The sequence below is a fragment of the Cohnella thailandensis genome, assembly GCF_014212135.1.
Lineage (GTDB): Bacteria > Bacillota > Bacilli > Paenibacillales > Paenibacillaceae > Cohnella > Cohnella thailandensis.
Genome location: NZ_JACJVQ010000019.1, coordinates 548181 through 568848, shown reverse-complemented (window position 1 = coordinate 568848; position 20668 = coordinate 548181). Strand labels below are relative to the sequence as shown.

General features: G+C 48.9%; 25 protein-coding genes. 18 read left to right on the top strand and 7 right to left on the bottom strand.

Annotation, left to right across the window (positions count from 1 at the left end; genetic code table 11):
• The first annotated feature begins 19 nt into the window (after positions 1-19).
• From H7B67_RS23340 to H7B67_RS23325, 4 genes are read left to right on the top strand one after another with little or no spacing between them, the layout of a single operon-like run.
• Positions 20-2272: a heavy metal translocating P-type ATPase gene (locus H7B67_RS23340; RefSeq protein ID WP_245363351.1), complete on the top strand. Its 2253-nt coding sequence runs from the start codon at positions 20-22 to the stop codon at positions 2270-2272.
• Between the two features lie 28 nt (positions 2273-2300).
• Positions 2301-3140, top strand: coding sequence for a hypothetical protein (locus tag H7B67_RS23335; protein WP_185122258.1), 840 nt, complete (start codon positions 2301-2303; stop codon positions 3138-3140).
• 30 nt (positions 3141-3170) lie between these two features.
• Complete coding sequence (locus H7B67_RS23330) at positions 3171-3812, top strand: NAD(P)/FAD-dependent oxidoreductase (RefSeq protein WP_185122257.1); 642 nt, start codon at positions 3171-3173, stop codon at positions 3810-3812.
• Between the two features lie 19 nt (positions 3813-3831).
• Positions 3832-4158 carry a metal-sensitive transcriptional regulator gene (locus H7B67_RS23325; RefSeq protein ID WP_185122256.1) on the top strand — a complete coding sequence of 109 codons (327 nt, stop codon included), beginning with the start codon at positions 3832-3834 and terminating at the stop codon, positions 4156-4158.
• Positions 4159-4232: 74 nt separating this feature from the next.
• Here H7B67_RS23325 and H7B67_RS23320 read toward each other — a convergent pair whose 3' ends face one another.
• Positions 4233-4778, bottom strand: a complete 546-nt coding sequence (locus H7B67_RS23320; RefSeq protein ID WP_185122255.1) for a TetR/AcrR family transcriptional regulator — start codon at positions 4776-4778, stop codon at positions 4233-4235.
• Between the two features lie 176 nt (positions 4779-4954).
• On the opposite strand from H7B67_RS23320, the gene H7B67_RS23315 reads away from it, so the two are divergent.
• Genes H7B67_RS23315 through H7B67_RS23305 form a run of 3 tightly spaced genes read left to right on the top strand, consistent with a single transcriptional unit; the run spans position 4955 to position 7026 of the window.
• Entirely contained in the window at positions 4955-5713 is a 759-nt protein-coding gene (locus H7B67_RS23315; protein ID WP_185122254.1) for a carboxymuconolactone decarboxylase family protein, read from the top strand.
• Positions 5714-5726: 13 nt separating this feature from the next.
• The gene (locus tag H7B67_RS23310; RefSeq protein ID WP_185122253.1) at positions 5727-6596 is read left to right on the top strand and encodes an aldo/keto reductase; all 870 of its coding nucleotides are present in this window, start codon (positions 5727-5729) and stop codon (positions 6594-6596) included.
• Positions 6597-6618: 22 nt separating this feature from the next.
• A complete protein-coding gene (locus H7B67_RS23305; RefSeq protein WP_185122252.1) occupies positions 6619-7026 on the top strand; it encodes a cupin domain-containing protein in 408 nt (135 codons plus the stop codon).
• Between the two features lie 28 nt (positions 7027-7054).
• Here H7B67_RS23305 and H7B67_RS23300 read toward each other — a convergent pair whose 3' ends face one another.
• The 3 genes from H7B67_RS23300 to H7B67_RS23290 all read right to left on the bottom strand — a co-directional run bounded on the left by H7B67_RS23300 (position 7055) and on the right by H7B67_RS23290 (position 9124).
• The gene (locus H7B67_RS23300; RefSeq protein ID WP_185122251.1) at positions 7055-7846 is read right to left on the bottom strand and encodes a hypothetical protein; all 792 of its coding nucleotides are present in this window, start codon (positions 7844-7846) and stop codon (positions 7055-7057) included.
• A 59-nt stretch (positions 7847-7905) separates the two neighbouring features.
• Positions 7906-8388, bottom strand: coding sequence for a hypothetical protein (locus H7B67_RS23295; RefSeq protein ID WP_185122250.1), 483 nt, complete (start codon positions 8386-8388; stop codon positions 7906-7908).
• A 145-nt stretch (positions 8389-8533) separates the two neighbouring features.
• On the bottom strand, positions 8534-9124 hold the full coding sequence (locus tag H7B67_RS23290; protein WP_245363353.1) for a TetR/AcrR family transcriptional regulator: 591 nt from the start codon (positions 9122-9124) through the stop codon (positions 8534-8536).
• 201 nt (positions 9125-9325) lie between these two features.
• Here H7B67_RS23290 and H7B67_RS23285 point away from each other — a divergent pair, with 201 nt between their 5' ends.
• From H7B67_RS23285 to H7B67_RS23275, 3 genes are all read left to right on the top strand, one after another.
• Complete coding sequence (locus H7B67_RS23285) at positions 9326-10084, top strand: SDR family oxidoreductase (protein WP_185122249.1); 759 nt, start codon at positions 9326-9328, stop codon at positions 10082-10084.
• Between the two features lie 96 nt (positions 10085-10180).
• Positions 10181-11179, top strand: coding sequence for an NADP-dependent oxidoreductase (locus H7B67_RS23280; protein ID WP_245363355.1), 999 nt, complete (start codon positions 10181-10183; stop codon positions 11177-11179).
• A gap of 38 nt (positions 11180-11217) precedes the next feature.
• Positions 11218-12084 carry an SDR family NAD(P)-dependent oxidoreductase gene (locus tag H7B67_RS23275; RefSeq protein WP_185122248.1) on the top strand — a complete coding sequence of 289 codons (867 nt, stop codon included), beginning with the start codon at positions 11218-11220 and terminating at the stop codon, positions 12082-12084.
• 71 nt (positions 12085-12155) lie between these two features.
• Here the strand turns inward: H7B67_RS23275 and map are convergent, their stop codons facing one another.
• Both map and H7B67_RS23265 read right to left on the bottom strand, forming a co-directional pair.
• The gene (gene map, locus H7B67_RS23270; protein WP_185122247.1) at positions 12156-12902 is read right to left on the bottom strand and encodes a type I methionyl aminopeptidase; all 747 of its coding nucleotides are present in this window, start codon (positions 12900-12902) and stop codon (positions 12156-12158) included.
• A gap of 7 nt (positions 12903-12909) precedes the next feature.
• Complete coding sequence (locus H7B67_RS23265; protein WP_185122246.1) at positions 12910-13494, bottom strand: TetR/AcrR family transcriptional regulator; 585 nt, start codon at positions 13492-13494, stop codon at positions 12910-12912.
• Positions 13495-13793: 299 nt separating this feature from the next.
• On the opposite strand from H7B67_RS23265, the gene H7B67_RS23260 reads away from it, so the two are divergent.
• Both H7B67_RS23260 and H7B67_RS23255 read left to right on the top strand, forming a co-directional pair.
• The gene (locus tag H7B67_RS23260; protein WP_185122245.1) at positions 13794-14177 is read left to right on the top strand and encodes a DUF2255 family protein; all 384 of its coding nucleotides are present in this window, start codon (positions 13794-13796) and stop codon (positions 14175-14177) included.
• 58 nt (positions 14178-14235) lie between these two features.
• Positions 14236-15210: an aldo/keto reductase gene (locus tag H7B67_RS23255; protein WP_185122244.1), complete on the top strand. Its 975-nt coding sequence runs from the start codon at positions 14236-14238 to the stop codon at positions 15208-15210.
• 88 nt (positions 15211-15298) lie between these two features.
• Here the strand turns inward: H7B67_RS23255 and ytxJ are convergent, their stop codons facing one another.
• Positions 15299-15637 (bottom strand): bacillithiol system redox-active protein YtxJ, encoded by a 339-nt coding sequence (gene ytxJ / locus H7B67_RS23250; RefSeq protein WP_185122243.1) that lies wholly within the window; start codon positions 15635-15637, stop codon positions 15299-15301.
• Between the two features lie 381 nt (positions 15638-16018).
• Between ytxJ and H7B67_RS23245 the strand changes: the two genes are divergently transcribed.
• The 6 genes from H7B67_RS23245 to H7B67_RS23220 are packed head-to-tail and all read left to right on the top strand — an operon-like array spanning position 16019 to position 20662.
• Positions 16019-17395: a right-handed parallel beta-helix repeat-containing protein gene (locus H7B67_RS23245; RefSeq protein ID WP_343069209.1), complete on the top strand. Its 1377-nt coding sequence runs from the start codon at positions 16019-16021 to the stop codon at positions 17393-17395.
• Complete coding sequence (locus tag H7B67_RS23240; RefSeq protein ID WP_185122241.1) at positions 17392-17997, top strand: nitrous oxide reductase accessory protein NosL; 606 nt, start codon at positions 17392-17394, stop codon at positions 17995-17997. Before H7B67_RS23245 ends, H7B67_RS23240 begins: the two co-directional genes overlap by 4 nt.
• Before the next feature lie 12 nt (positions 17998-18009).
• Positions 18010-18831, top strand: a complete 822-nt coding sequence (locus tag H7B67_RS23235; protein WP_185122240.1) for an ABC transporter permease — start codon at positions 18010-18012, stop codon at positions 18829-18831.
• Complete coding sequence (locus H7B67_RS23230) at positions 18824-19588, top strand: ATP-binding cassette domain-containing protein (protein WP_185122239.1); 765 nt, start codon at positions 18824-18826, stop codon at positions 19586-19588. The genes H7B67_RS23235 and H7B67_RS23230 overlap by 8 nt, the downstream gene beginning before the upstream one ends.
• Positions 19572-19970, top strand: a complete 399-nt coding sequence (locus H7B67_RS23225) for a hypothetical protein (protein WP_185122238.1) — start codon at positions 19572-19574, stop codon at positions 19968-19970. Before H7B67_RS23230 ends, H7B67_RS23225 begins: the two co-directional genes overlap by 17 nt.
• Before the next feature lie 47 nt (positions 19971-20017).
• Complete coding sequence (locus tag H7B67_RS23220) at positions 20018-20662, top strand: response regulator (RefSeq protein WP_185122237.1); 645 nt, start codon at positions 20018-20020, stop codon at positions 20660-20662.
• Positions 20663-20668: the final 6 nt, after the last annotated feature.

Sequence of the window (20668 nt, the reverse complement as noted above, 5' to 3'; positions counted from 1 at the left end):
ATAAGGGGAGTTGGTAAATATGGAAGCTGAAGAAACAATCGAGATGCCGGGTGATGACACGGTCTCCGAGGTCGCTCAATTTGCTCTCGAAGGAATGACATGCGCTGCATGCGCGAATAGAATCGAAAAAGGACTCGGCAAGTTGCCCGGTGTTTCTAACGCATCGGTAAACTTTGCAATGGAAACCGCACGCGTCGAATTCTCGCCCGGTGAAGTCTCCATCGAGGATATGCAAAGCAAGGTCCAAAAGCTTGGATATAAAGCAATCGTTAAGCAGGGAGACCGGAAAGCAAGCGATCATCGAAGCAAAGAAATAAGCAGTCAGAAACGGAAGCTTCTGATCTCGGCCATCCTTTCATTCCCTCTGTTGTGGACAATGGTAGCTCATTTTTCATTTACCTCCTGGATCTACGTCCCGGATTTTTTGATGAATCCCTGGTTTCAACTTCTCTTGGCCACTCCGGTTCAATTTTATATCGGGAAGCCGTTTTACGTCGGTGCCTATAAGGCTCTCCGCAATGGCAGCGCCAATATGGATGTTCTGGTTTCCCTTGGAACATCGGCTGCTTACTTCTATAGCTTATATCTTACAATCGACTGGTTCGGCATGGGCGACGGCATGCACCATGGACCATCCTTGTATTTTGAGACAAGCGCGATCTTAATTACTTTAGTCATTATGGGGAAATTGTTTGAGGGACTTGCAAAAGGACGAACCTCGGAAGCGATCAAGTCCTTAATGGGCTTACAAGCCAAAACGGCTCTGGTTATACGAGATGGCAGCGAGCTGACAATCCCCGTGGACGAAGTAAGGGTAGGAGATGTCGTCCTGATCCGTCCTGGCGACAAGGTTCCGGTGGATGGGGAAGTTCTAGAGGGAACATCGTCGATAGATGAATCCATGCTGACTGGGGAGAGCCTTCCCGTAGAGAAGAAGGTCGGCGATACCGTAATCGGTGCCACAATGAATAAGAACGGTATCCTTCGTATAAGAGCCACAAAGGTCGGGAAAGACACCGCGTTAGCGCAAATCATTAAAGTCGTGGAAGAAGCTCAAGGATCCAAGGCGCCGATCCAACGGGTAGCGGACGTTATTTCCGGAATCTTCGTTCCGATCGTTGTCGGGATCGCAGTGATTGCTTTCTTGGTCTGGTACTTCTTCATTACCCCGGGAGATTTCTCTGGATCCCTAGAAAAAGCAATTGCAATTCTGGTTATTGCATGCCCGTGTGCTCTCGGACTGGCAACTCCGACATCGATTATGGCGGGATCCGGACGTTCTGCCGAACTTGGCATCTTGTTCAAAGGCGGAGAACACTTGGAACAAACTCATAAAATCGATGCGATCATCCTCGATAAGACCGGTACTGTAACAAAAGGAAAACCGGAACTAACCGATGTTTTGGCTAGTTACGAGGAGTCCGAATTTCTTAGGCTTGTCGGATCGGCGGAGAAAAACTCAGAACATCCTTTAGCGGAGGCAATCGTTGCGGGCATTATTGCTCGCGGCGTTGAACTTCCTGCAACCGAATCTTTCGAAGCCATTCCGGGCTTTGGCATTAGAGCCGTGGTGGAAGGCAAAGACTTGCTGGTCGGAACTCGCCGACTCATGGAGAAATACGAGATCGACGCGAAATCTGCTTACGATACGATGTCTCGCTTAGAAGAGGCGGGAAAAACCGCTATGCTCGTTGCCATTGACGGTCGGTATGCCGGCATGGTCGCAGTGGCGGACACAATCAAAGAAACGTCGAAAGCCGCTGTAAGCCGACTGAAAGAGATGGGGATTCAGGTGATCATGATAACCGGCGATAACGAAAGAACAGCCAAAGCAATCGCTGCCCATGTGGGAATTGATCACGTTCGCGCCGAAGTTCTTCCTGAAGGAAAAGCAGAAGAAGTCAAGAAACTCCAGTCTCAAGGCAAAAAGGTGGCAATGGTCGGCGACGGAATCAACGATGCACCGGCTCTTGCGACGGCGGATATTGGGATGGCAATCGGAACTGGAACGGACGTTGCGATGGAAGCTGCCGATGTCACCCTTATGCGCGGCGACCTTTCAAGTATCCCAGATGCCATAGCCATGAGCCGCAAGACCATGAGCAATATCAAGCAAAATTTATTCTGGGCGCTTGGGTATAATGCTCTCGGCATTCCTGTCGCAGCAATCGGTCTGTTAGCACCGTGGGTTGCAGGCGCAGCGATGGCTTTGAGTTCGGTTTCCGTAGTGCTCAACGCCCTTCGACTGCAACGTGCAAAAGTTCGTCACTAATTAGACCAATGACAGGAGAGGGTCCAATATGAAAAGGAAAGCGATGATTATGTTAACCGGCGTTGTGGCTTTCGGTGTTTTGTCTGCTTGCGGGAACTCCAAAGAAAGCGCGCATTCGGATAGCCACGGCGGCATGAATCATGAAGCAAAGAGCTCCGTATCCGCTAATGAATCGGCAGGCGACTATCAGGCGGCATTTTCATTTGCATCCGGAGCGGTGATGGCAAACGAACAATCTAATATTCATATCCAAATTACCGACGCAACAGGCAATGCCGTAAATGATTTCGAACTAAATCATGAAAAGCTGCTTCACCTTATCGTGATAAGCAAAGACTTGTCCTATTTTAGCCACATTCACCCTGAATATCAGGGGGAAGGGAAATTCTCTATCGGCACGACGTTCCCGAGCGGGGGAGAATACAAGGTCTTTGCCGACTTTGTACCTAAGGGAGGATCGAGCACCATACTCAGCGATTGGGTGAATGTGGAGGGCGAACCCCATGCGGCCGAGACGATCAAAGCCGATTCAAACCTAACCAAAGTAGTTGATGGAATAGAAATCGAACTGACGATGAGCAGCGCTAAAGTAAACGAAGAAGTCACCTTGTCGTTTAACATTCTAGACGCGCAGACAAAGGAAGGAATCCGTAATCTCGAGCAATATCTCGGGGCAGTCGGCCATGTCGTTATTTTATCGGAAGATGCGGAGCAATATCTCCATGTTCATCCAATGGATGCGACAGCGACGGGGCCGAAGGCGGAATTCATGACGTCCTTCCCCAAGAGCGGCATCTATAAGATATGGGGTCAGTTCCAACATGGAGGCAAAGTGTTCACAGTACCTTTCGTCGTGGAAGTAAATTGATGATCCAGATCGTAGGAAGGGAAGATATTTATGGGGGAAACGGTGAAAATCGCCATAAGTCCAGCGGTTCAGCTTGGTGGCAGCTTGTTTTCTTCGAACCAGCTTGTTGAGATCGGGAAAGTCGTTGAGGCTAACACGAAAATAGAGCTGACGCCTTTTAAACAGCTCTATGCGGAAGTGCCCGCCTCTCGGCGAGATGCCATCAAAGATCAGCTGGAACGACAAGGGCTCGAGATCAATCCAGCGGGCTTCGTGACGAAAAGTCTTATCGCTTGTAACTTCTGCAAAGGAGCCGAGATCGCGGGACTTGAAGTCGCGAATCGCTTGAATCGAGCAATATCGGGAATAGCGACTCCGACTCCGCTTAAAATCGGATTTGCCGGATGCGCGTTAGGTACAAGCGAGCCGTTGATCAAGGATATTGGCATCGTCAAAATGCGCGATAAATTCGACATCTATGTTGGCGGCGAGCCGAAGGGACTTAAACCTTCTTTCGCTAAGTTGCTTAGTTCCGGAGTAACGGAAATTCAACTTATTCCCGCTGTTATGGCCATTATAGAATTTTATAAGGGACATGCAAAGGGGAAAGAAAAGTTCAGCAAATTCTTGGACCGGATTACGCTTGAACGGGTTAAGGATTTACTTAGGGCGAGAGGGGATGTTAATGTGTAATTCAAAGGAGTTGATCTAATTGAACGAATCGACACCGCAGGAGTCTGCCTCATGTAATCATACATCTGAACGTAAAAGTCACCATTCCGAAAAAACGAAACAAAGCTTGATTCATCGATTAAATCGTATCGAAGGGCAAGTTCGTGGAGTAAAGGGAATGATCGAAAAAGACACTTATTGCGACGATGTGTTGCATCAAATCGCCTCCATCCAGTCTGCTCTTAATGGATTGGGCAAACAGCTTCTAGAGCATCATTTAAAAAGCTGTGTCATTGAACGAATCGAGGAAGGCGATAGAGACGTGTTAGATGAACTGATGACCACGTTTAATAAGCTTATCAAATAATCAGTCCACAGGATAAACAGAAAAAAAGGTGCTCCATCTGGAGCGCCTTTTTCGTGTATCTAAGGAGGGAGGGATTAAAAATTCCGATCTAACAGAATCCCCGTTTGTTCTGCCATGACAAGAGGAGGTATGGGCATGCCATTCCTGAACCACCATTCCACTGCGCCCACGACCGCCGCTCCAAAAAATTGAAGAATGACCTCTTCGCTTAATCCTTTATTTTTCCCTTCGGTTACATTTACTTCTACCTTATACTCTTGGACGACTAAATCCAGGAATCGACTGCGAAAATAAGCCGCGCTCTTCGTGTTTAACATGGTTGAAAAAAACAAGTGATTTTCCGCAAAGTACTCGAACCAGACATAATTTCCTTCTTGGAAGGTCATCTCGGACGCAGAATGGCAAAGCTCGCGTAGATTGCCGATGTGTTCTTCGATAAGCTTATCAAGCAAATCATATTTGTCCATGTAATGGAGATAGATGGTTCCTCGATTCACATTGGCCCTGTCGGCAATATCCCTGATGGTAATATCATCGAAGTTTTTTTCGGACATCAGTTCAAGAATAGCCTTCTTAATCGCTTCTTGAGATTTAAGTACTCTTCGATCCACTTTCGTCATGGTAAATCTCCTTCTGAGATAATCGGCAATTTGGAATGATATGTTGAGTAATTCACACAATACGCAGAAGTGATTATTGCACGCATTCGGCTTCCGTATAGAATTATAAACGTGAGTTGATTAAACGATCAATGTCCATTTTGTTTGAAGACGCCGTTTAAGCAGGAGGTTTCGTTATGAATCGAATCGAAAAGAGCGAAGAAACATATAAACGTCTATTCGGCGACGGAGTGCCGGCAGCCTATGCTACCGATCCTGCCTTTCAGGATATCCTGGGACGTTTCATTTTTGGCGAGGTGTTCGATCAAGGCAACCTGGACGATAAACAGCGCGAGTTGATCACCCTGGCGGTGCTTGCCGCTAACCAAACCTTGCCTCAGCTCAGGGCACATGCCGACGCGGCCCTGAATGTCGGACTTACGCCGGTGGAAATCAAAGAAGCTGTTTACCAGTGTGCGCCATACCTTGGATTCCCAAAAACGCTAAACGCGGTTAACGAGATCAATGAGGTTTTCAAAGCAAGAAATATCGCCTTACCCCTGGAAAACCAGACGCGAGTTACAGAGGAAACTCGTTTTAACAAGGGACTAGCCGTGCAGACCGAGATTTTTGGCGACGTTATCGCCAAAATGCGCGAAAGCGTTCCAGCTAACCAAAAACATATCCAGGACTTTCTTTCTGCTTTCTGTTTCGGTGATTTCTATACGCGCGGCGGGCTTCATTTGCAAACACGGGAGTTGCTGACCCTGTGCATCATAAGCGCGATCGGCGGCGCGGAAGGGCAAGTGAAGGCTCATGTGCAGGGCAACAAGAATGTGGGCAACGACAAGGAAACCTTGATTGCCGCCATAACTCACTGTTTGCCCTATATAGGCTTTCCGAGAACACTGAATGCCCTAGCTTGCATCAATGAAGTGATTCCGGAACAAGCGTAAAGGAGACAAAAACATGTTTAATGAAACTATCAAATTATCAAACGGCGTAGAAATTCCGAAATTAGGTTTGGGCACTTGGCTGCTTAACGATGAACAAGCGGCACAGGCCGTTCGCGATGCGGTATCTATCGGATATCGACATATGGATACGGCTCAAGCTTATATGAACGAGGCTGGTGTAGGAGAAGGAATCCGTTCCTGCGGCGTCGCAAGGGAAGAGCTTTTTATTACGACGAAGGTTGCTGCTGAAGCAAAGAATTATGATGCCGTTACGAAGTCGATTGATGAATCTTTAGCAAAAATGAGACTGGATTATATAGACCTTCTAATTATCCATAGCCCGCAGCCATGGAAGGAGTTCCGCGAGGATAACCGTTACTTCGAGGAAAACAAAGAAGTATGGAAAGCAATGGAGGACGCTTATAAGACGGGCAAACTAAAGGCCATCGGCCTTTCCAACTTCCTTCAGGACGATATAGAGAATATTCTTGCTAGCTGCGAGATCAAGCCGATGGTCAATCAGATATTGGCGCATGTAAGCAATACTCCTCTAGAGCTCATTGAATTCTGCCGAAAAAAAGACATTCTGGTGGAAGCTTATTCGCCAATTGCTCACGGTGCAATCCTTGATCATGCAGAAGTTAAAGGAATAGCCGATAAGTATGGAGTGTCCGTTGCTCAGCTTTGCCTGCGTTATGATATCCAGCTGGGTCTTGTCGTCCTTCCCAAGACGGCAAATCCGGATCACATGAGAATCAATGCCAAGCTTGATTTTGTAATCGGCGATGCGGATATGGAGGCTTTAAAGAATATGGAGCTTATTCAAGATTATGGAGAGCATGGCTTCTTTCCTGTATTCGGCGAGAAAAATAAAATAAAATGATTTATTAATTGGAGGGTGCAAAGTGGCAAAACATGAAGAAGTAAAAAACGGCGTGATTTTCCCTGCGGGCGAGAAGAATGATGCATTCGCCAAATATTTCGTGGGACAAAGTTACCTAAAGACCTTGGTTGCCGATCCTAAAGTTAACGTTGGGGTGGGGAACGTGACCTTTGAACCGGGGTGCCGGAATAACTGGCATATTCATCGCAATGGATTCCAACTTCTATTGGTAACCGGCGGCGAAGGCTGGTACCAAGAAGAAGGGAAGCCCGCTCAGTTCTTAAAAGCCGGCGATGTTATCATTATTCATGACGGCGTTAAACACTGGCACGGTGCCGCCAAAGACAGCTGGTTTGAACATATTGCAATCACAGCGGGTACGCCGGAATGGCTGGAGCCCGTCTCGGACGAAGAGTATAACAAACTCTAGGCGCCTAGAGTTTCCAACAGCCAAGGCTCTATTCGTGTCCGAATAGAGCCTGATTTTTAAAATCGGATTCCATTGCATGAAGCAATTGCAACATTTCCAGATGAGCATGAATTTGTGCCATTGTTTTTTGTGCGTCGGCTAATTGACCTGTTAACTCATTAAAAATATTGATTTGAAGTTGATTTTCTGTCATTTCGATCGTATTTAGTTGATTTTCGAGGCTTTCTTTTTTAGGCTCTATCGAAGTTTCTGCCGCCGTTGTTGCATTTGACGTTGCTTTTGGTATGATTTTTGGCATTCCTTTTGGCGATGCTTTCAATGTCGCCTTTTGAATTTCTTCTTTTACGAATTGTCTCATTATCCTTAAATCGCGTTGAATATGTTGCTCCGCGCTTTGAATTTCGCTTTTCATTTCTTGCTTGAGTTTGTCGTTCGATAGTTGAATAAATTCCTGTAGCTTAATTCGCTGAGCATGCAATAAATCTTTAATCCAATCCTGCATTTTATCGTTTGCTTTTTTAATGTGCATTTGATTTTCTTTTTGAACATGAATAAGCCCTGATTGAATTTCATTTTTTGCTTTTTCGATATCGTTATGGTATTGTTCCGCGAAATTTATCATGTTGTCATAAGTTGTTTCTTTATCGTACGCTTCAAATTCGAGAGCAGCCTCGATATCCGTTTTTGCTTGCCATCGACTTAACGGCAAAGGAGTTTGTTCGGGAACGGAGGCGTTGTTATTAGAATGGGATTTTCGAATAACGACTCCGATGGCTAACGCGAACGCCAATAAGATCACGATCGAGACAGTTAAGAGCATTGGCCATTCCCTTTCTTTAAAAAGAGGGTTACGTAACCCTACGCAACCCCGCTTGTGAATTATTGAATCGTCGACTGATTCATGTTGCTTTGGTTCGTATTTTGGAAGCCGGAGCTTTGTTGCGTCATTTGATTGGCTTGTTGTTGGGATTGCTGGATGAGCTGCTGCATTTGGCTTAACATTTGAAAAGATTGAACGGTTTGATTCGCTTGATTCAGGGTTTGATTCGCTTGTTGGATAGACTGTTGAAGCTGTTGGATGGATTGTTTTTGTTGGTTTTGAATTTCAGTGCTGAATTGGTTCATTTGACCGATCAGTTGGTTGAGCTGTTGCGAATTTTGGCTCTTCGATCCCGACGAAGCCGAGCTCGAGCTTTGGTTCGAGGACAGCTGAGCTTGAGACAAAATCTGTTGCATTTGTTTAAGCTGATTCTCTAACGGAGAAAGCTCATTCGCAACTTCCGTTTTTACCGTTTCCGCGATTTCCGCCGCCATTCCCGATTGAGCCACGGATTTTATTACTTCGTCTTTTTTGGAAGTCATTTCTGATGGATTCCTCCTAAGCTGATTTGACAACGGATTGTAGTATGCGTCTGGGAACTGTTTTTATTCTTTACATATAGGCATTATTTCGTTTATCAAGTCAAGGAACATACGGAATTATAGGGACTGCGATTACACTAAATGATTATCCCAGTACGGGAGCTAAACCGGCAGCAACGACGACCAAAACGTCTCTTGCCATGTCTTCCGCCGATTTAGATTGCGGATGCCTGCTCCACTCGACGGCCGATCCAAAAATACCCCAGCTTGCAATCAAAGCGGCAGTCTCCACCGTCTCTCGTGAAACGGTCGGTTCCGCTTGTTCACTTAACCAGGTTAATAATAGGTCATATAGTTCCTTTTGCATCGCGACCTGAAATAACGGTTCATACTGACGATCGGATAAAGTCAAATACGGACGAGTGCAGAAAAGAAAATCGTAAACGATTAAAATAAGCGTTCGCAGGCTTCCTATATCGGATAATGCAGCATTAGGCAGCTCATCCTGCAGCTTCTCTTTGAATTTCTCCCTCATCCAGCTCTCAAGAAATGCGAATTTGTCTTCAAAATGCGCATAGAACGTGGAGCGATTTACGGTTGCGTAAGCCGTGATATCTTGTACGGAAATAGAAGAGACATTTTTCTTCTGCTCAAGCAATTCCATAAAAGCTTGCATTAATAGTTGACGCGTCCGTTTCACACGGGGATCTTCTGTACGAGTGAGCATGTTATGCATCTTCCTCTCTCTTGGGATATATGGGTTAGCCGTTCGTTTCGGGAAAAAAGGACAACAAATAAGCACGTGTGTCGGATAAGCCACGAATACGCTTGTTTACTGGTTGTACATCCCAAACCTCTTAGCTAAGATTAGCACAGACAGTGTAGGTTTTACTACACTGTCGGGTTAATCGTTATAAACCAAGGGAGGAAGTTGAGAATGGAAAACAATCCAGTAAGTAAATATGCAGGCAAGAACGTCGTGATCACGGGAGGGAGCAGCGGTCTTGGCCTCGCGACGGCGAAGCTTCTAGCGGAGGAAGGAGCGCGCGTTCTGATCACCGGACGTACCCAGGCTACGCTCGACTCGGCGCGCGAAATACTCGGCAATAATGCGGTAGCGGTACAGAGCGACGCCGCATCGTTGACGGATATCGACAAGTTGGCCGACCGGGTCAAGGCCGAGTTCGGCACGATCGATGCCCTGTTCGTTAACGCCGGCATCACGCGCTACGTCCCCTTCGATTCGATGCCCGAAGAAGTATACGACGAGTTGCTTGCCGTCAACGCCAAAGGACCGTACTTCACCGTGCAGAAACTTGCTCCATTCCTGAACGCAGGAAGCGGCGTAGTGCTCACCACCTCTATCACGAACGTATTGGGTATCCCGATGATCAGCGCATACGCAGCCAGTAAAGCAGCGCTGCGTTCCATGACGCGCAGCCTGGCCCGCGAGCTGTTGCCGCGAAATATTCGCGTCAACGCGGTCAGCCCCGGGCCAATCGACACCGGCATCTTAGAGAGGTCGATGCCGAAGGAAGCTGCCGAACAGACCGAGGCGCAGATGAAACAGCAGATCCCCATGCTGCGTTTCGGAGATCCGGTCGAGGTCGCCAAAGCCGTAGCCTTTTTAGCCTTTGAGGCCACCTATACGACCGGTGCTGAATTCCCTGTCGACGGAGGGGGCTCCCAGATCTGAGCACTCTCCGTTCGCGGCTGGCTCAGGGCTTCTCTTCAGACGTTTGACATCACGAAGAACACTTTACCATCAGAACAAACTGAAAGGAGCATTCAATTGGATAACTTAGATACGACTTTCCAAGATGTGAAGAATCAGGCATCCCGCCCTGTAACCATGCGGACAATCCGGTTCCACGACTACGGCGAACCGACCGATGTCTTGCGCTTGGAGGAGGCGGCGATCCCGGAACCGGGGCCGGGACGCATTCGCGTAAGGGTACGAGCTTGCGGATTAAATCCGGTTGACTGGGTGACGTGCCGAGGACACTTTGCCGGTCAACTGCCTTTGCCTCGCGGAATCGGGTTGGATGTATCAGGGGTTGTAGACGCAATAGGGGAGGGCGTAACCGATGTCGCCATCGGCGATGCCGTTCTGGGTGGCACCGATTTCATGAGTGGATCGAGCGCCGGTGCGTCCGACCAAGCGATCATGTACTACTGGTTCCGCATGCCGGCCGGACTCGACTTTGTTCAAGCTGCAGCGCTGCCAATGGCGGTCGAAACCGCCTACCGAGGCATCGATTCCCTCGGGGTGAGGTCGGGTCAGACCGTACTCGTGCACGGAGCAGGCACCACGGTAGGCTTCGCCGCCGTCCAGATTGCCCTCATGCGCGGTGCCCGCGTGGTCGCAACCGCCGGTGCCACTTACGCCGACAAACTCCGCTCCATGGGAGCGATGGTGACCTCGTACGGTGACGGAATAGTCGAACGGGTGGCCGAACTTGCGAAGCAGCCGGTTGATCTCGCCCTGGATACCGCGCCAATCAGCGGTTCATTGAAAGATCTGGTCCAAATCGTCAATGGGCATCCCCAGCATGTCCTAACCGTCAGCGATTTCGCCGCAGCCGCTGAACTTGGCGTTCGCGCCAGCTATGGTGAATTACATACCGCACGTTATGACGTTGTAGGCGATTTTGCCCAATACGCAGCAGACGGCAAGTTCACGATTCCGGTCGCCAGGACTTTCGCACTCGACGAATGGCGTTCAGCCGTCGAAATCAGTCAGAGTGGGCGTGCCCACGGCAAATTGATCCTCCTGCCCGCCTCCGACTAAAATACGTGAATATTCTGAAATACGGAGGAAGACATCCATTGATTACGAACCCACGGGAACATATCGCACTGGTTACGGGCGCAAGCAGCGGGATCGGGTTGGCATTAACCCGGAAGCTGCTGTCGGAGAACTGGCAGGTGATTGCTTTGATCCGGTCGGATTTTCCAAAGGACGATAGATTGATCCAAACTCAACTTAAAGAAGGATCGCTCCGAGCCTATAAAGTAAAGGATCTTACCGATTATGGCAGCTTGAGACACTCTTTGGACGAAATCAAAGGCAAGGAGCAGCGGATCGATATTCTGTTCAACAATGCCGGAGGCGGCTTAAGCGAGCTGCGCTATTCGAAACAAGGCCGCGAATTGCATTATGAATTGTTGACGGTCGTTCCTTATATTATTCTGATGGAATTAATGGAGCTGTTGAGAAACGGCCGCTTAAAAACGGTGATTAACACTTCATCGCAGGCGCTTAAATTTACGAAGGAGTTTACGATCGATACCTTGGAGCATCCCAAAACCTTCCGTAAAATGTTTGGCCCCTATGCGACATCAAAGCTGGCGCTTTCGTTGTGGACTCAAGCCATCGCACCGCAACTTGCCAAGGAAGGCATCAAGATTCGCAGCGTCGACCCGGGAATTAACAACACTCTAAAAAAAGGAAAAGATTCCGGTCTGACCTTATGGTTTGAACTGTTTATGAAGTTCTTTTCCTCTCCGCCTACCCATGGCGCCAACCAATTATATGAGGGAGCACTCGGCAAACACCACAATGAGACCGGAGTGTTTTTGTTGAAAGATCGGGTTGCGGCCTTGAAATTTACAGAATATGCGCAGCGTGTCCTGGATAAAGTCTCTGATATCTATAGCCATGAATTTCTTGGCGGGAGTGTTCAAGTTAAGTAATGAGGACAAGCTGATTATGAGCTCAGTCAAAAAAAGAAGCCGACCATTTCGTTGGTCGGCTTCTTTTTTTCTTATTGCGCAGTCAAAATTTGCGGACCTTCAGCCGTGATGGCGATCGTATGCTCGTATTGGGCGGCCAGCTTGCGGTCCAGCGTCCGCGCTGTCCAACCGTCCGGATCGACTGTCATGGAGTAGGTGCCTTCGGTGATCATGGGCTCGATCGTAAAAACCATGCCTTCCTTGATGCGGAGACCTTTGCCGGGCTTGCCGACATGCATGTAAGTCGGCTCCTCGTGCAGGTCGCGGCCGATGCCATGGGCGAGGAGGTCGCGCACGACGCCGAACCCGTGCGATTCCGCATGCCGCTGAATCGCGCTCGTTACGTCGCCGAGTCGATTGCCGGGCTTCGCCTGCGCTATTCCCAGGTCAAGACATTCTTTCGTGACACGCATCAACTTCTCGGCCGTCGGCGAGATCTGCCCGACCGCATAACTCCAGGCCGAATCGCCAAGCCAGCCATCGAGCTCGGCGACCGTGTCGATCGTCACGATATCGCCTTCCTCAAGCGGCTTATTGCTGGGGAAGCCATGCGCGATCACGTCGTTGACGGAGGCGCAGGTCGCATATCGATAGCCCTTATAGCCCTTCTGGTATGGCTTTGCGCCGTGCTTCAACATAATGTCCTCGAATATGCGTTCGATCTCGTTGGTGGTAATGCCCGGTTTGATCTGCGGGGCGATTGTACGATGGCATTCAGCCACCACTTGGCATGCCTTGCGGATAGCCTCGATTTCATGCTTGCTTTTTAAAATGACCATGTTCGTATCAAGACTCCTTCGTAATAGCTTGCATAGCGAGTCGGGCGATTCGATCGACGTCCAGGTCGGAATTGCCCGCATAGTAGTGCAGCCCGCAGCAACCGACCAGCACGGCAAGCATGTGGTCGACGCTGTCGTCTTCGCGCCGGGCGATCGATTGAACTGGAACGTACAACCGTTCCATGAATCGTCTCTTGGCGTGGTTTCGATCTCTTTCAGGCAAGCCTGCATAATGTTCCGCCGCCATTTTGTAGACGAGGTAGGCGCGGGCGTCCGACTGCCACAGCCGGAGCAGCGCCTTGCAATACGTCAACAGCTGCCTGTCATCCAGGCTGCCGCCGCAGTTATTCACCCATTCCGCCAGGGCTTGCTCGCATCGCTCGAAACCGCTGTCCAGCACATCTTCTATTAATAAATGCCGGTTGGGATAATAATGGTATACCGTGCCGTACCCGAGCTCGGCCTCGCGCGCGACGTCGCGAATGTCAAAGCTGCCGCCCGTGCGAAAGTAGGAGCGAGCGGCGACGTCCAGGATCTGTTCTCTGCGCTGCATGCGGATGAGTTCATTTTGTTCTTTGGTACGGGGGCACATGAACGCGTGAACCTCCTTGTATAGACCTACAAATTTGTCGATAAAAAGATAGTAACTCATGCGGGGAAGAAATGCAATTCTATGGATTCCGGAACCAAATCGACTGCGAAACAGAGTAAATCGGCAATTTTAGGTGAAATGTTGAGTAACTCACACATCGAGGAGAAGTGATTATTGCAAGCAATCCGCTTCCGTTTAAAATTATAAACGTGAGTTGATTAAACGACATTTTCCTTTTCGATTAGAGTTGCCGGAAATGTTCTGCTCAAGCTACACCCGTTCTAAGGAGGAAGCTATTCATGGGAACATGGTTAAAAGAAGAGCTGCTCAAGATTAAAGATGCCGATGACCTGCACATTTCACCGTTCCGCGAAGACGGCGTAACCTATGGCACCCCGACTTGGATATGGTCCGTTGTGGTTAATGACTCTCTCTATGTACGCGCCTATTACGGGCAGAATTCCCGTTGGTACCAAGCAGCAGTCCGGCAGATGGCAGGGCGAATCACTGTCGCCGGCATGACGAAGGAAGTCTCGTTTGAACCGATCGAAGGTCAGGTGAACGACGTCATCGACAATGCGTACCGTGCGAAATATAAGGGCAGTCCCTATCTAGATTCGATGATTAGCATGAGAGCCCGTTCTGCGACCGTTAAGGTTTTACCGCGAGAAACCAGCACCTGATTTACAACGATTCAACCGCTCGTTTGATCCTTAATGAGGCAAATGGAGGAACAAAGAAATGGATTATACGAAACTAGGGAATACCGGTTTGGATGTATCCCGAATTTGTCTGGGTTGCATGGGCTTCGGCGACGCATCGAAAGGGCATCATCGTTGGGTGCTTGACGAGGAGCGCGCGCGCCCGATTATCCAAAAGGCTCTTGAAATGGGAATCAATTTTTTCGATACGGCAAACGTATATGCTGAGGGAACAAGCGAGGAAATCGTCGGAAAGGTCCTTAAGGATCTTGCTAACCGAGACGAAATAGTTATCGCGACTAAGATAAATGGGCGAATGCATGAAGGACCAAACGGCGCCGGACTTTCCCGCAAAGCGATCATGAGCGAAATCGATAAGAGCCTGAAGAGGTTGAATACCGACTACGTTGATTTGTACCAGATTCATCGTTGGGATTACAACACGCCTATCGAAGAGACAATGGAGGCCCTTCATGACGTAGTCAAGGCTGGTAAAGCGCGATACATTGGCGCATCTGCCATGTGGGCATGGCAGTTCCAGAAGGCATTGCATGTAGCCGAGAAAAATGGATGGACAAGATTCGTATCGATGCAGAATCATCTGAACCTCATTTACCGTGAAGAGGAACGGGAAATGCTGCCGCTTTGCAGGGAAGAAAAGATCGGGGTCATTCCTTACAGCCCGCTCGCAGGAGGTAGATTGGCACGGGAGGCAAGCACGCAGCGCGCTGAAACCGATGAAATTGCCAAACAGAAATACGATGCAGCGGCAGACCTGGATCAATTGGTCGTTGATCGCGTTGCGAATCTTGCGGAAAAACATGGCGTCCGCCGCGTTCACGTCGCGCTAGCGTGGCTTCTGCACAAAGAACCGGTAACCGCCCCTATTGTCGGGGCAACGAAGATTTCCCATCTCGAGGATGCGGTAACGGCTCTTTCATTTAAATTAACGCCTAAAGAAATTGCGTTCTTGGAAGAACCCTATGTACCTCACCGAGTTGTCGGGCATTTTTAGATGGAAAATGATTGAGAAATTTTTCTGCGGCGCTAGTGAAGTAAAAACGAAAAATCGGCAATAGCATTATGCTATTACCGATTCCGGATCAATCTAATACGGCAGTTATGTGCGCTTTGGTAACGGACCAGTGTGTAGCGCTCCAATATTTCGCTTTGTCCTTCACGTAAATAATCTGAGGGGACTCATGTTTAACGTTCAAATCCTCTGCAATTTGATTCGATACGGGGCGGGATTCAATGACCTTGACCAGGGTGAAGTCGACGTTATTATTGGGTGAATCCTTCAAATACTCTTCATATTCACGGAGAGCGTTAGCGCTAACTGGACAAGTCGTACTATGTTTTAAGATAACTTGTCCTCGCTCAGAAGATTTATTAACAACGGCATTCCACTCTTCAAGGGTTGAGATCTCTCTCCAGGTCATTTGGAATTCCTTCTTTCTTAACATCAAAGTCAAATAATTGATTGAATTTTATCATAAACGAGCTTTGGCGGCAATTACACGTTCACCAGAGAGGAGGATAAGAACATACATACATTTGAAGCCGCGCTGTGCGCGGTTTTTTCATTTTTAGCAAGGCAAGTTCTTGTCCAAAGCTGAGGACAAGAACTTGCCTTGCTTGCCGTATCGGTCAGGTTAGAGATCAAAGCTATAGATTGAAGATTGAGTCTGCCGCGTTCGAAAAATCATCACTTTTCAATCGATTTTATAGCCCCATCGAGTCATATTGGAACGGCAGCAATTGGGATACAATGAATCGGAATCGAGGTAAATGAATCAATCGGCGTGCTGAGGGGGGGACGAATGAACAGACAAAGAATGAACGCAGATATACGAGGGGCAAGGAGCAGCAGGTTGTGGATCGCACTTATAATCGCACTTGCTTTTCTAACAGGGACCGATCTATCTAGAGCCTTCTCTAGTTCGACGGAGGGAGTTCTCCTACAACCCTTAATCGATGCGACGCCTCAAGGAGAAACGCTCCTCCTCGATAAGGGACAAACCTACGTCGGACCGGCGATCATTGCCAAAGAGATCACGATTCGATCCGAGGGGGAAGCAACGGTAACGAATGACAGCGAGGAACCCGTCATTACGATACTTGCCGATGGAGTCGTCCTGCAAGACTTTATCGTTCGCAATCTTAATAAGGACCCCAAGAAGCCGGCCATTCTCGTTCAGAGCGATCGCAATCGCCTGGAACGCCTTAGGATCGTTGCGCAAGGCGGCGGCATTTATCTGCGGGATGCGAACGATAATGAGATTCGCGGCAGTCGCATCGAAGGGGCGAATTCGGCTAATCGCAAGGAAGCCTTCTCCAAGAGAGGTAACGGAATCGATCTGCACGGCTCTTCGCGGAATCTCATTGAAGACAACACGATCATCCATATGCATGATGGCGTGTACGTAGAGAGCAGCAATGCAGCAACTGTGAGAAACAACTATGCTAGCGATTCTCGCTATGGCTTTCACTTCATGTTCTCGGGCCAGCCCGTGCTGGAAGAGAACATAGGGGAAGGCAATGTCACGGGCGGGATGGTCATGGGAGTCGAAGGAGCGATCGTCCATGACAATCGCTTCGATAAGCAAACGGAGAACGTAAACTCCCAGGGAATTCTCCTCTTTGACGTGCATCGTTCGGAGATCAGCGGCAATCGTGTTGACGGCAATCGAGTCGGGCTCTATATCGAGAACTCAACGGAGAACATTCTCTCGGATAACGAAGTCTCGCGTAATTTTATCGGAATGCAGATGATCCAGTCGGATACGAACTCCTTTCGTAACAGCGCGTTTGTTGGAAACGTGATTCAGGCACAATCGACGGAGAGCGTTGATAATGAGCTCCGGGGGAATTATTGGGAAGATATCGAAGGCTTAGACACGAACGGTGACGGATACAGCGATATGACGTATGAGATCGATCCGTTCTTTCTGCAGGTCACCAAGGATATCGATGCCTTTCAAGTATTCTTTCAATCCCCGGGAATGCCATTCCTAGCTCAGATGTTCCAAGCGGATACATCGAACTGGCTCAAAGATCTTGCACCCAAGATGGAGCCTCCCGATTGGTACGACATCGCGGAAGTGTCCGATAACAGATGGTTTCCCTTAACGTTAGGCGTATTGCTGCTTATTCTCTCCATAACTATCATTTATCGATGGGGGTATCGTAAATCATGAGAAAAACAAGCTTGTTAATGCTTGCTGTAGTTATAGGATTGACTTTGTTATCGGGGTGCGGCAAATCAACCTATGAGCCTGTCGCCATCGATGAAACCGTCGATAAGTGTCCGATTTGCAACATGGCGGTAGCAGACGATCAATTCGCGACCGAAATCATACTGAAGAACAAGAAAGCTCTCAAGTTCGACGATCTCGGAGACCTTCATGTCTGGAAGGATCAGAACGGAACCGATGAGATTGGCGAGCAATTCGTGCGCGACTACAACACGAAAGAATGGGTCAAGCTGAGCGATGCGACTTACGTCTATGACAAGTCCATTCGCACGCCTATGGCATTCAACGTTATCTCGTTCAAGGAGAAGAAGGATGCGGAAACATTCGTCGCTCAAGAGGGAGTCGGACAAATCCTGACGGCTAAGGAGCTGGAGAATCACGCCTGGGAAATGAACGAAGACATGATGAAATCGATGATGTCGGAGCATGCCGGAGAAATGATGGATATGGAGAACTCCCACGACGATGCCGAGGGCAGGGACGCGGAGAACTCTGCTGAACATAGCCCCGAGGGCATGATGGACATGAACTCGGAGTCGAAGTAAGGGGTTGATGGGATGCTCCATCTTCGCACAATCGCTTTAAGGGAGATCAAACTCGGCTTCCGGAACCCGTGGGCTTACTCGTTTATGGTCCTGTTCGCCTTATTCAGTCTCGCCTTGCTCCTGATTCAATCTCGGGCAAGTCTCGATGGCTATACGAGTACCACGGGGACGATGATCAATCTGATCCTCTACCTATTGCCGCTTATGACCATGCTGCTCGGTTCCTTCTCGTTGACCTCGGAGAAGGAAGAAGGAGGGTGGCGATTGCTTTCCTCCTTTTCGCTCCGCTCAAGCAATTATCTGTGGGGTAAATATGCCGGGTTAGCTGTCGTCCTGCTGTTGATCGTAGCCTTTGGATTCGGCCTGTCAGGCGTAATCGGCGCCCTGTTCAACCAAGCGTTCGAACCATCGGCTTTCGGTCAATTCTTGTTGTTCTCCGCAGTCATCATACTTATGTTTCTTGGAATTGCCGTCTTGATCGGCGCCGTCTGCCATAACCGATGGCAGGCGTTAACCTATGGAGTTGGCGTTTGGTTCTTCTTCATCCTTGGTTGGCCGACGATACTCATGTCCTTCTTGGGATTCTTGCCTTACTTATGGATCAAACCGGCATTGGTCTCGCTTATCTTCATCAATCCTGCGGAACTAAACCGACTGTTCCTCATCGTGAAGATGGGAGGAGGATCTATCCTTGGACCCGAGTATTACCAGTGGGTGGAGTGGATTCAGAAACCGTCTGGAAGCCTAGTATTTGCCGGTATTTGTTGTTTGTGGATTCTCGTGTATGTAGGACTGGCCACTTGGGTATGGGAGAGAGGGCGTAAACGTGAGTAACCCGCTGCTGCAGGTCGAAAAGGTATCCAAATCGATTGGGCGATCGATATTGCTGCATCCCTGTTCGTTAGAGGTCAGAAGTGGAGAGATCCTTGCCCTATGCGGAGGCAACGGGGCAGGGAAAAGCACTCTTATACGAATGATTGCCGGCATCTCGCAACCGACGGAGGGTTCCGTGACTCTATCTGGGGCCAACTGGTTGAACAACCGAGTCGAGTATGCCGATCACATCGGTTATATGCCGGATGAATTTCAGTTCGGCTCCTCGCTGACGGCGTACGAGACGCTTCAGTTCTACGCATCGCTGCGCCGGATCGGAAGAGATCGAGTCGTAGAGCTATTAGATACCGTCGGATTGCTGGAGGTCAGCAAACGGAAAGTCTCCTCGTTCTCCAAAGGGATGCGCCAACGCTTGCTCTTCGCTCAAGCGATGTTGGCGAAGCCTGCTCTCTTGTTGCTGGACGAACCGACAAACGGCCTGGATCCTTATTGGATGGAAGAATTCGGCCATCTCATTCGGCAAGCCGCTCAAGATGGCCAAGCTGTCGTCTTCTCCACGCATCAGTTGAACATTGCGGAGTCCTATGCGGATTATGCCTTGTTCATGAGCTCTGGACAGGTACGATACTCAGGAGATATTGTCTCGTTGTCGAATAAATATCGACACGATGGCGGATTATACGGCGCTTTCCAGGATCTCGTTACGAATAAGGAAAGCGACCTCGGAAAGGATACGAGGCATGCCACAAACCAATAAACCCATATCGATTCGATGGGCTGCGATTCCGATCTGCTTGCTGCTCCTCACGCTTATGCTGGTGGGTTGCACTTCTTCAAGCTCGACATCATTGAAATCCTCAGAAGTAACACTTGTGACGGATCCTTCCGCGCCGATCGCCAATCAACCAACCCAATTTACTGTCCAAATCGATAATGCCGACTATGCGGCAATGAATGCAGTCGTGCAGCTCCAGATCAACTCCAATCGATCTTTGCCGGAACTCTTGGACACGACCCGCGAGGGAGAAGCGTACACGGTTGCTTATGAATTCCGTTCAGCAGGGGAGTACACGGTCACGGTTCATTTAAGCTACGATGAAGATCACTATGCATTCGCTAAGAAACTTAGCGTCCAATGAAATGAGCGACATGGTCAATCATACAGGAGAGCGTAGGTGATCTCGTTATGGAACAGCTGATTCGCGTCGTCATCGTAGACGACCATAGCCATGCCAGAGAAGGAATGCGCGCTATCCTTAGCGAGGATTCGATCTTCGAACTCGTTGCGGAAGGAGCGAGCGGCCAGGAAGCGATTCATCTCACGGACCAATGGATGCCTGATCTTATCCTGATGGACATTAACATGAAGGGAATGGATGGCCTGGAGGCCACGAAGGAGATCAAGTCGAGATACCCTTATGTGAAGATTGTCGTGGTTACGATATCCGATGACATTCTGCATTTATTCGATGCCTTGAAGAAGGGAGCTTCGGGTTACCTCCTCAAGAATTTGAATTCCGAAGCCTGGCATCAATATTTGCGAGCGATCGCCTATGATGAGGTTCCCTTGTCCCGAGAGTTCGCTCAGCGAATCCTGCAGGAATTCGCATCCCCATCCCGCATTACGGCGCCTCAGATCCCTATAACGCCTCGTGAACAGGAGATTCTTAAGTGGGTATCCAAGGGGCTATCGAACCGAGAAATCGCCGATAAACTGATTATTTCCGAACACACGGTCAAGAACCACTTGAAGAACATCCTGCAGAAGCTGCATTTGGATAACCGCGTTCAACTGGCCCGTTACGCCTTCCAACAAGGGTTTGACAGGTGATGAATA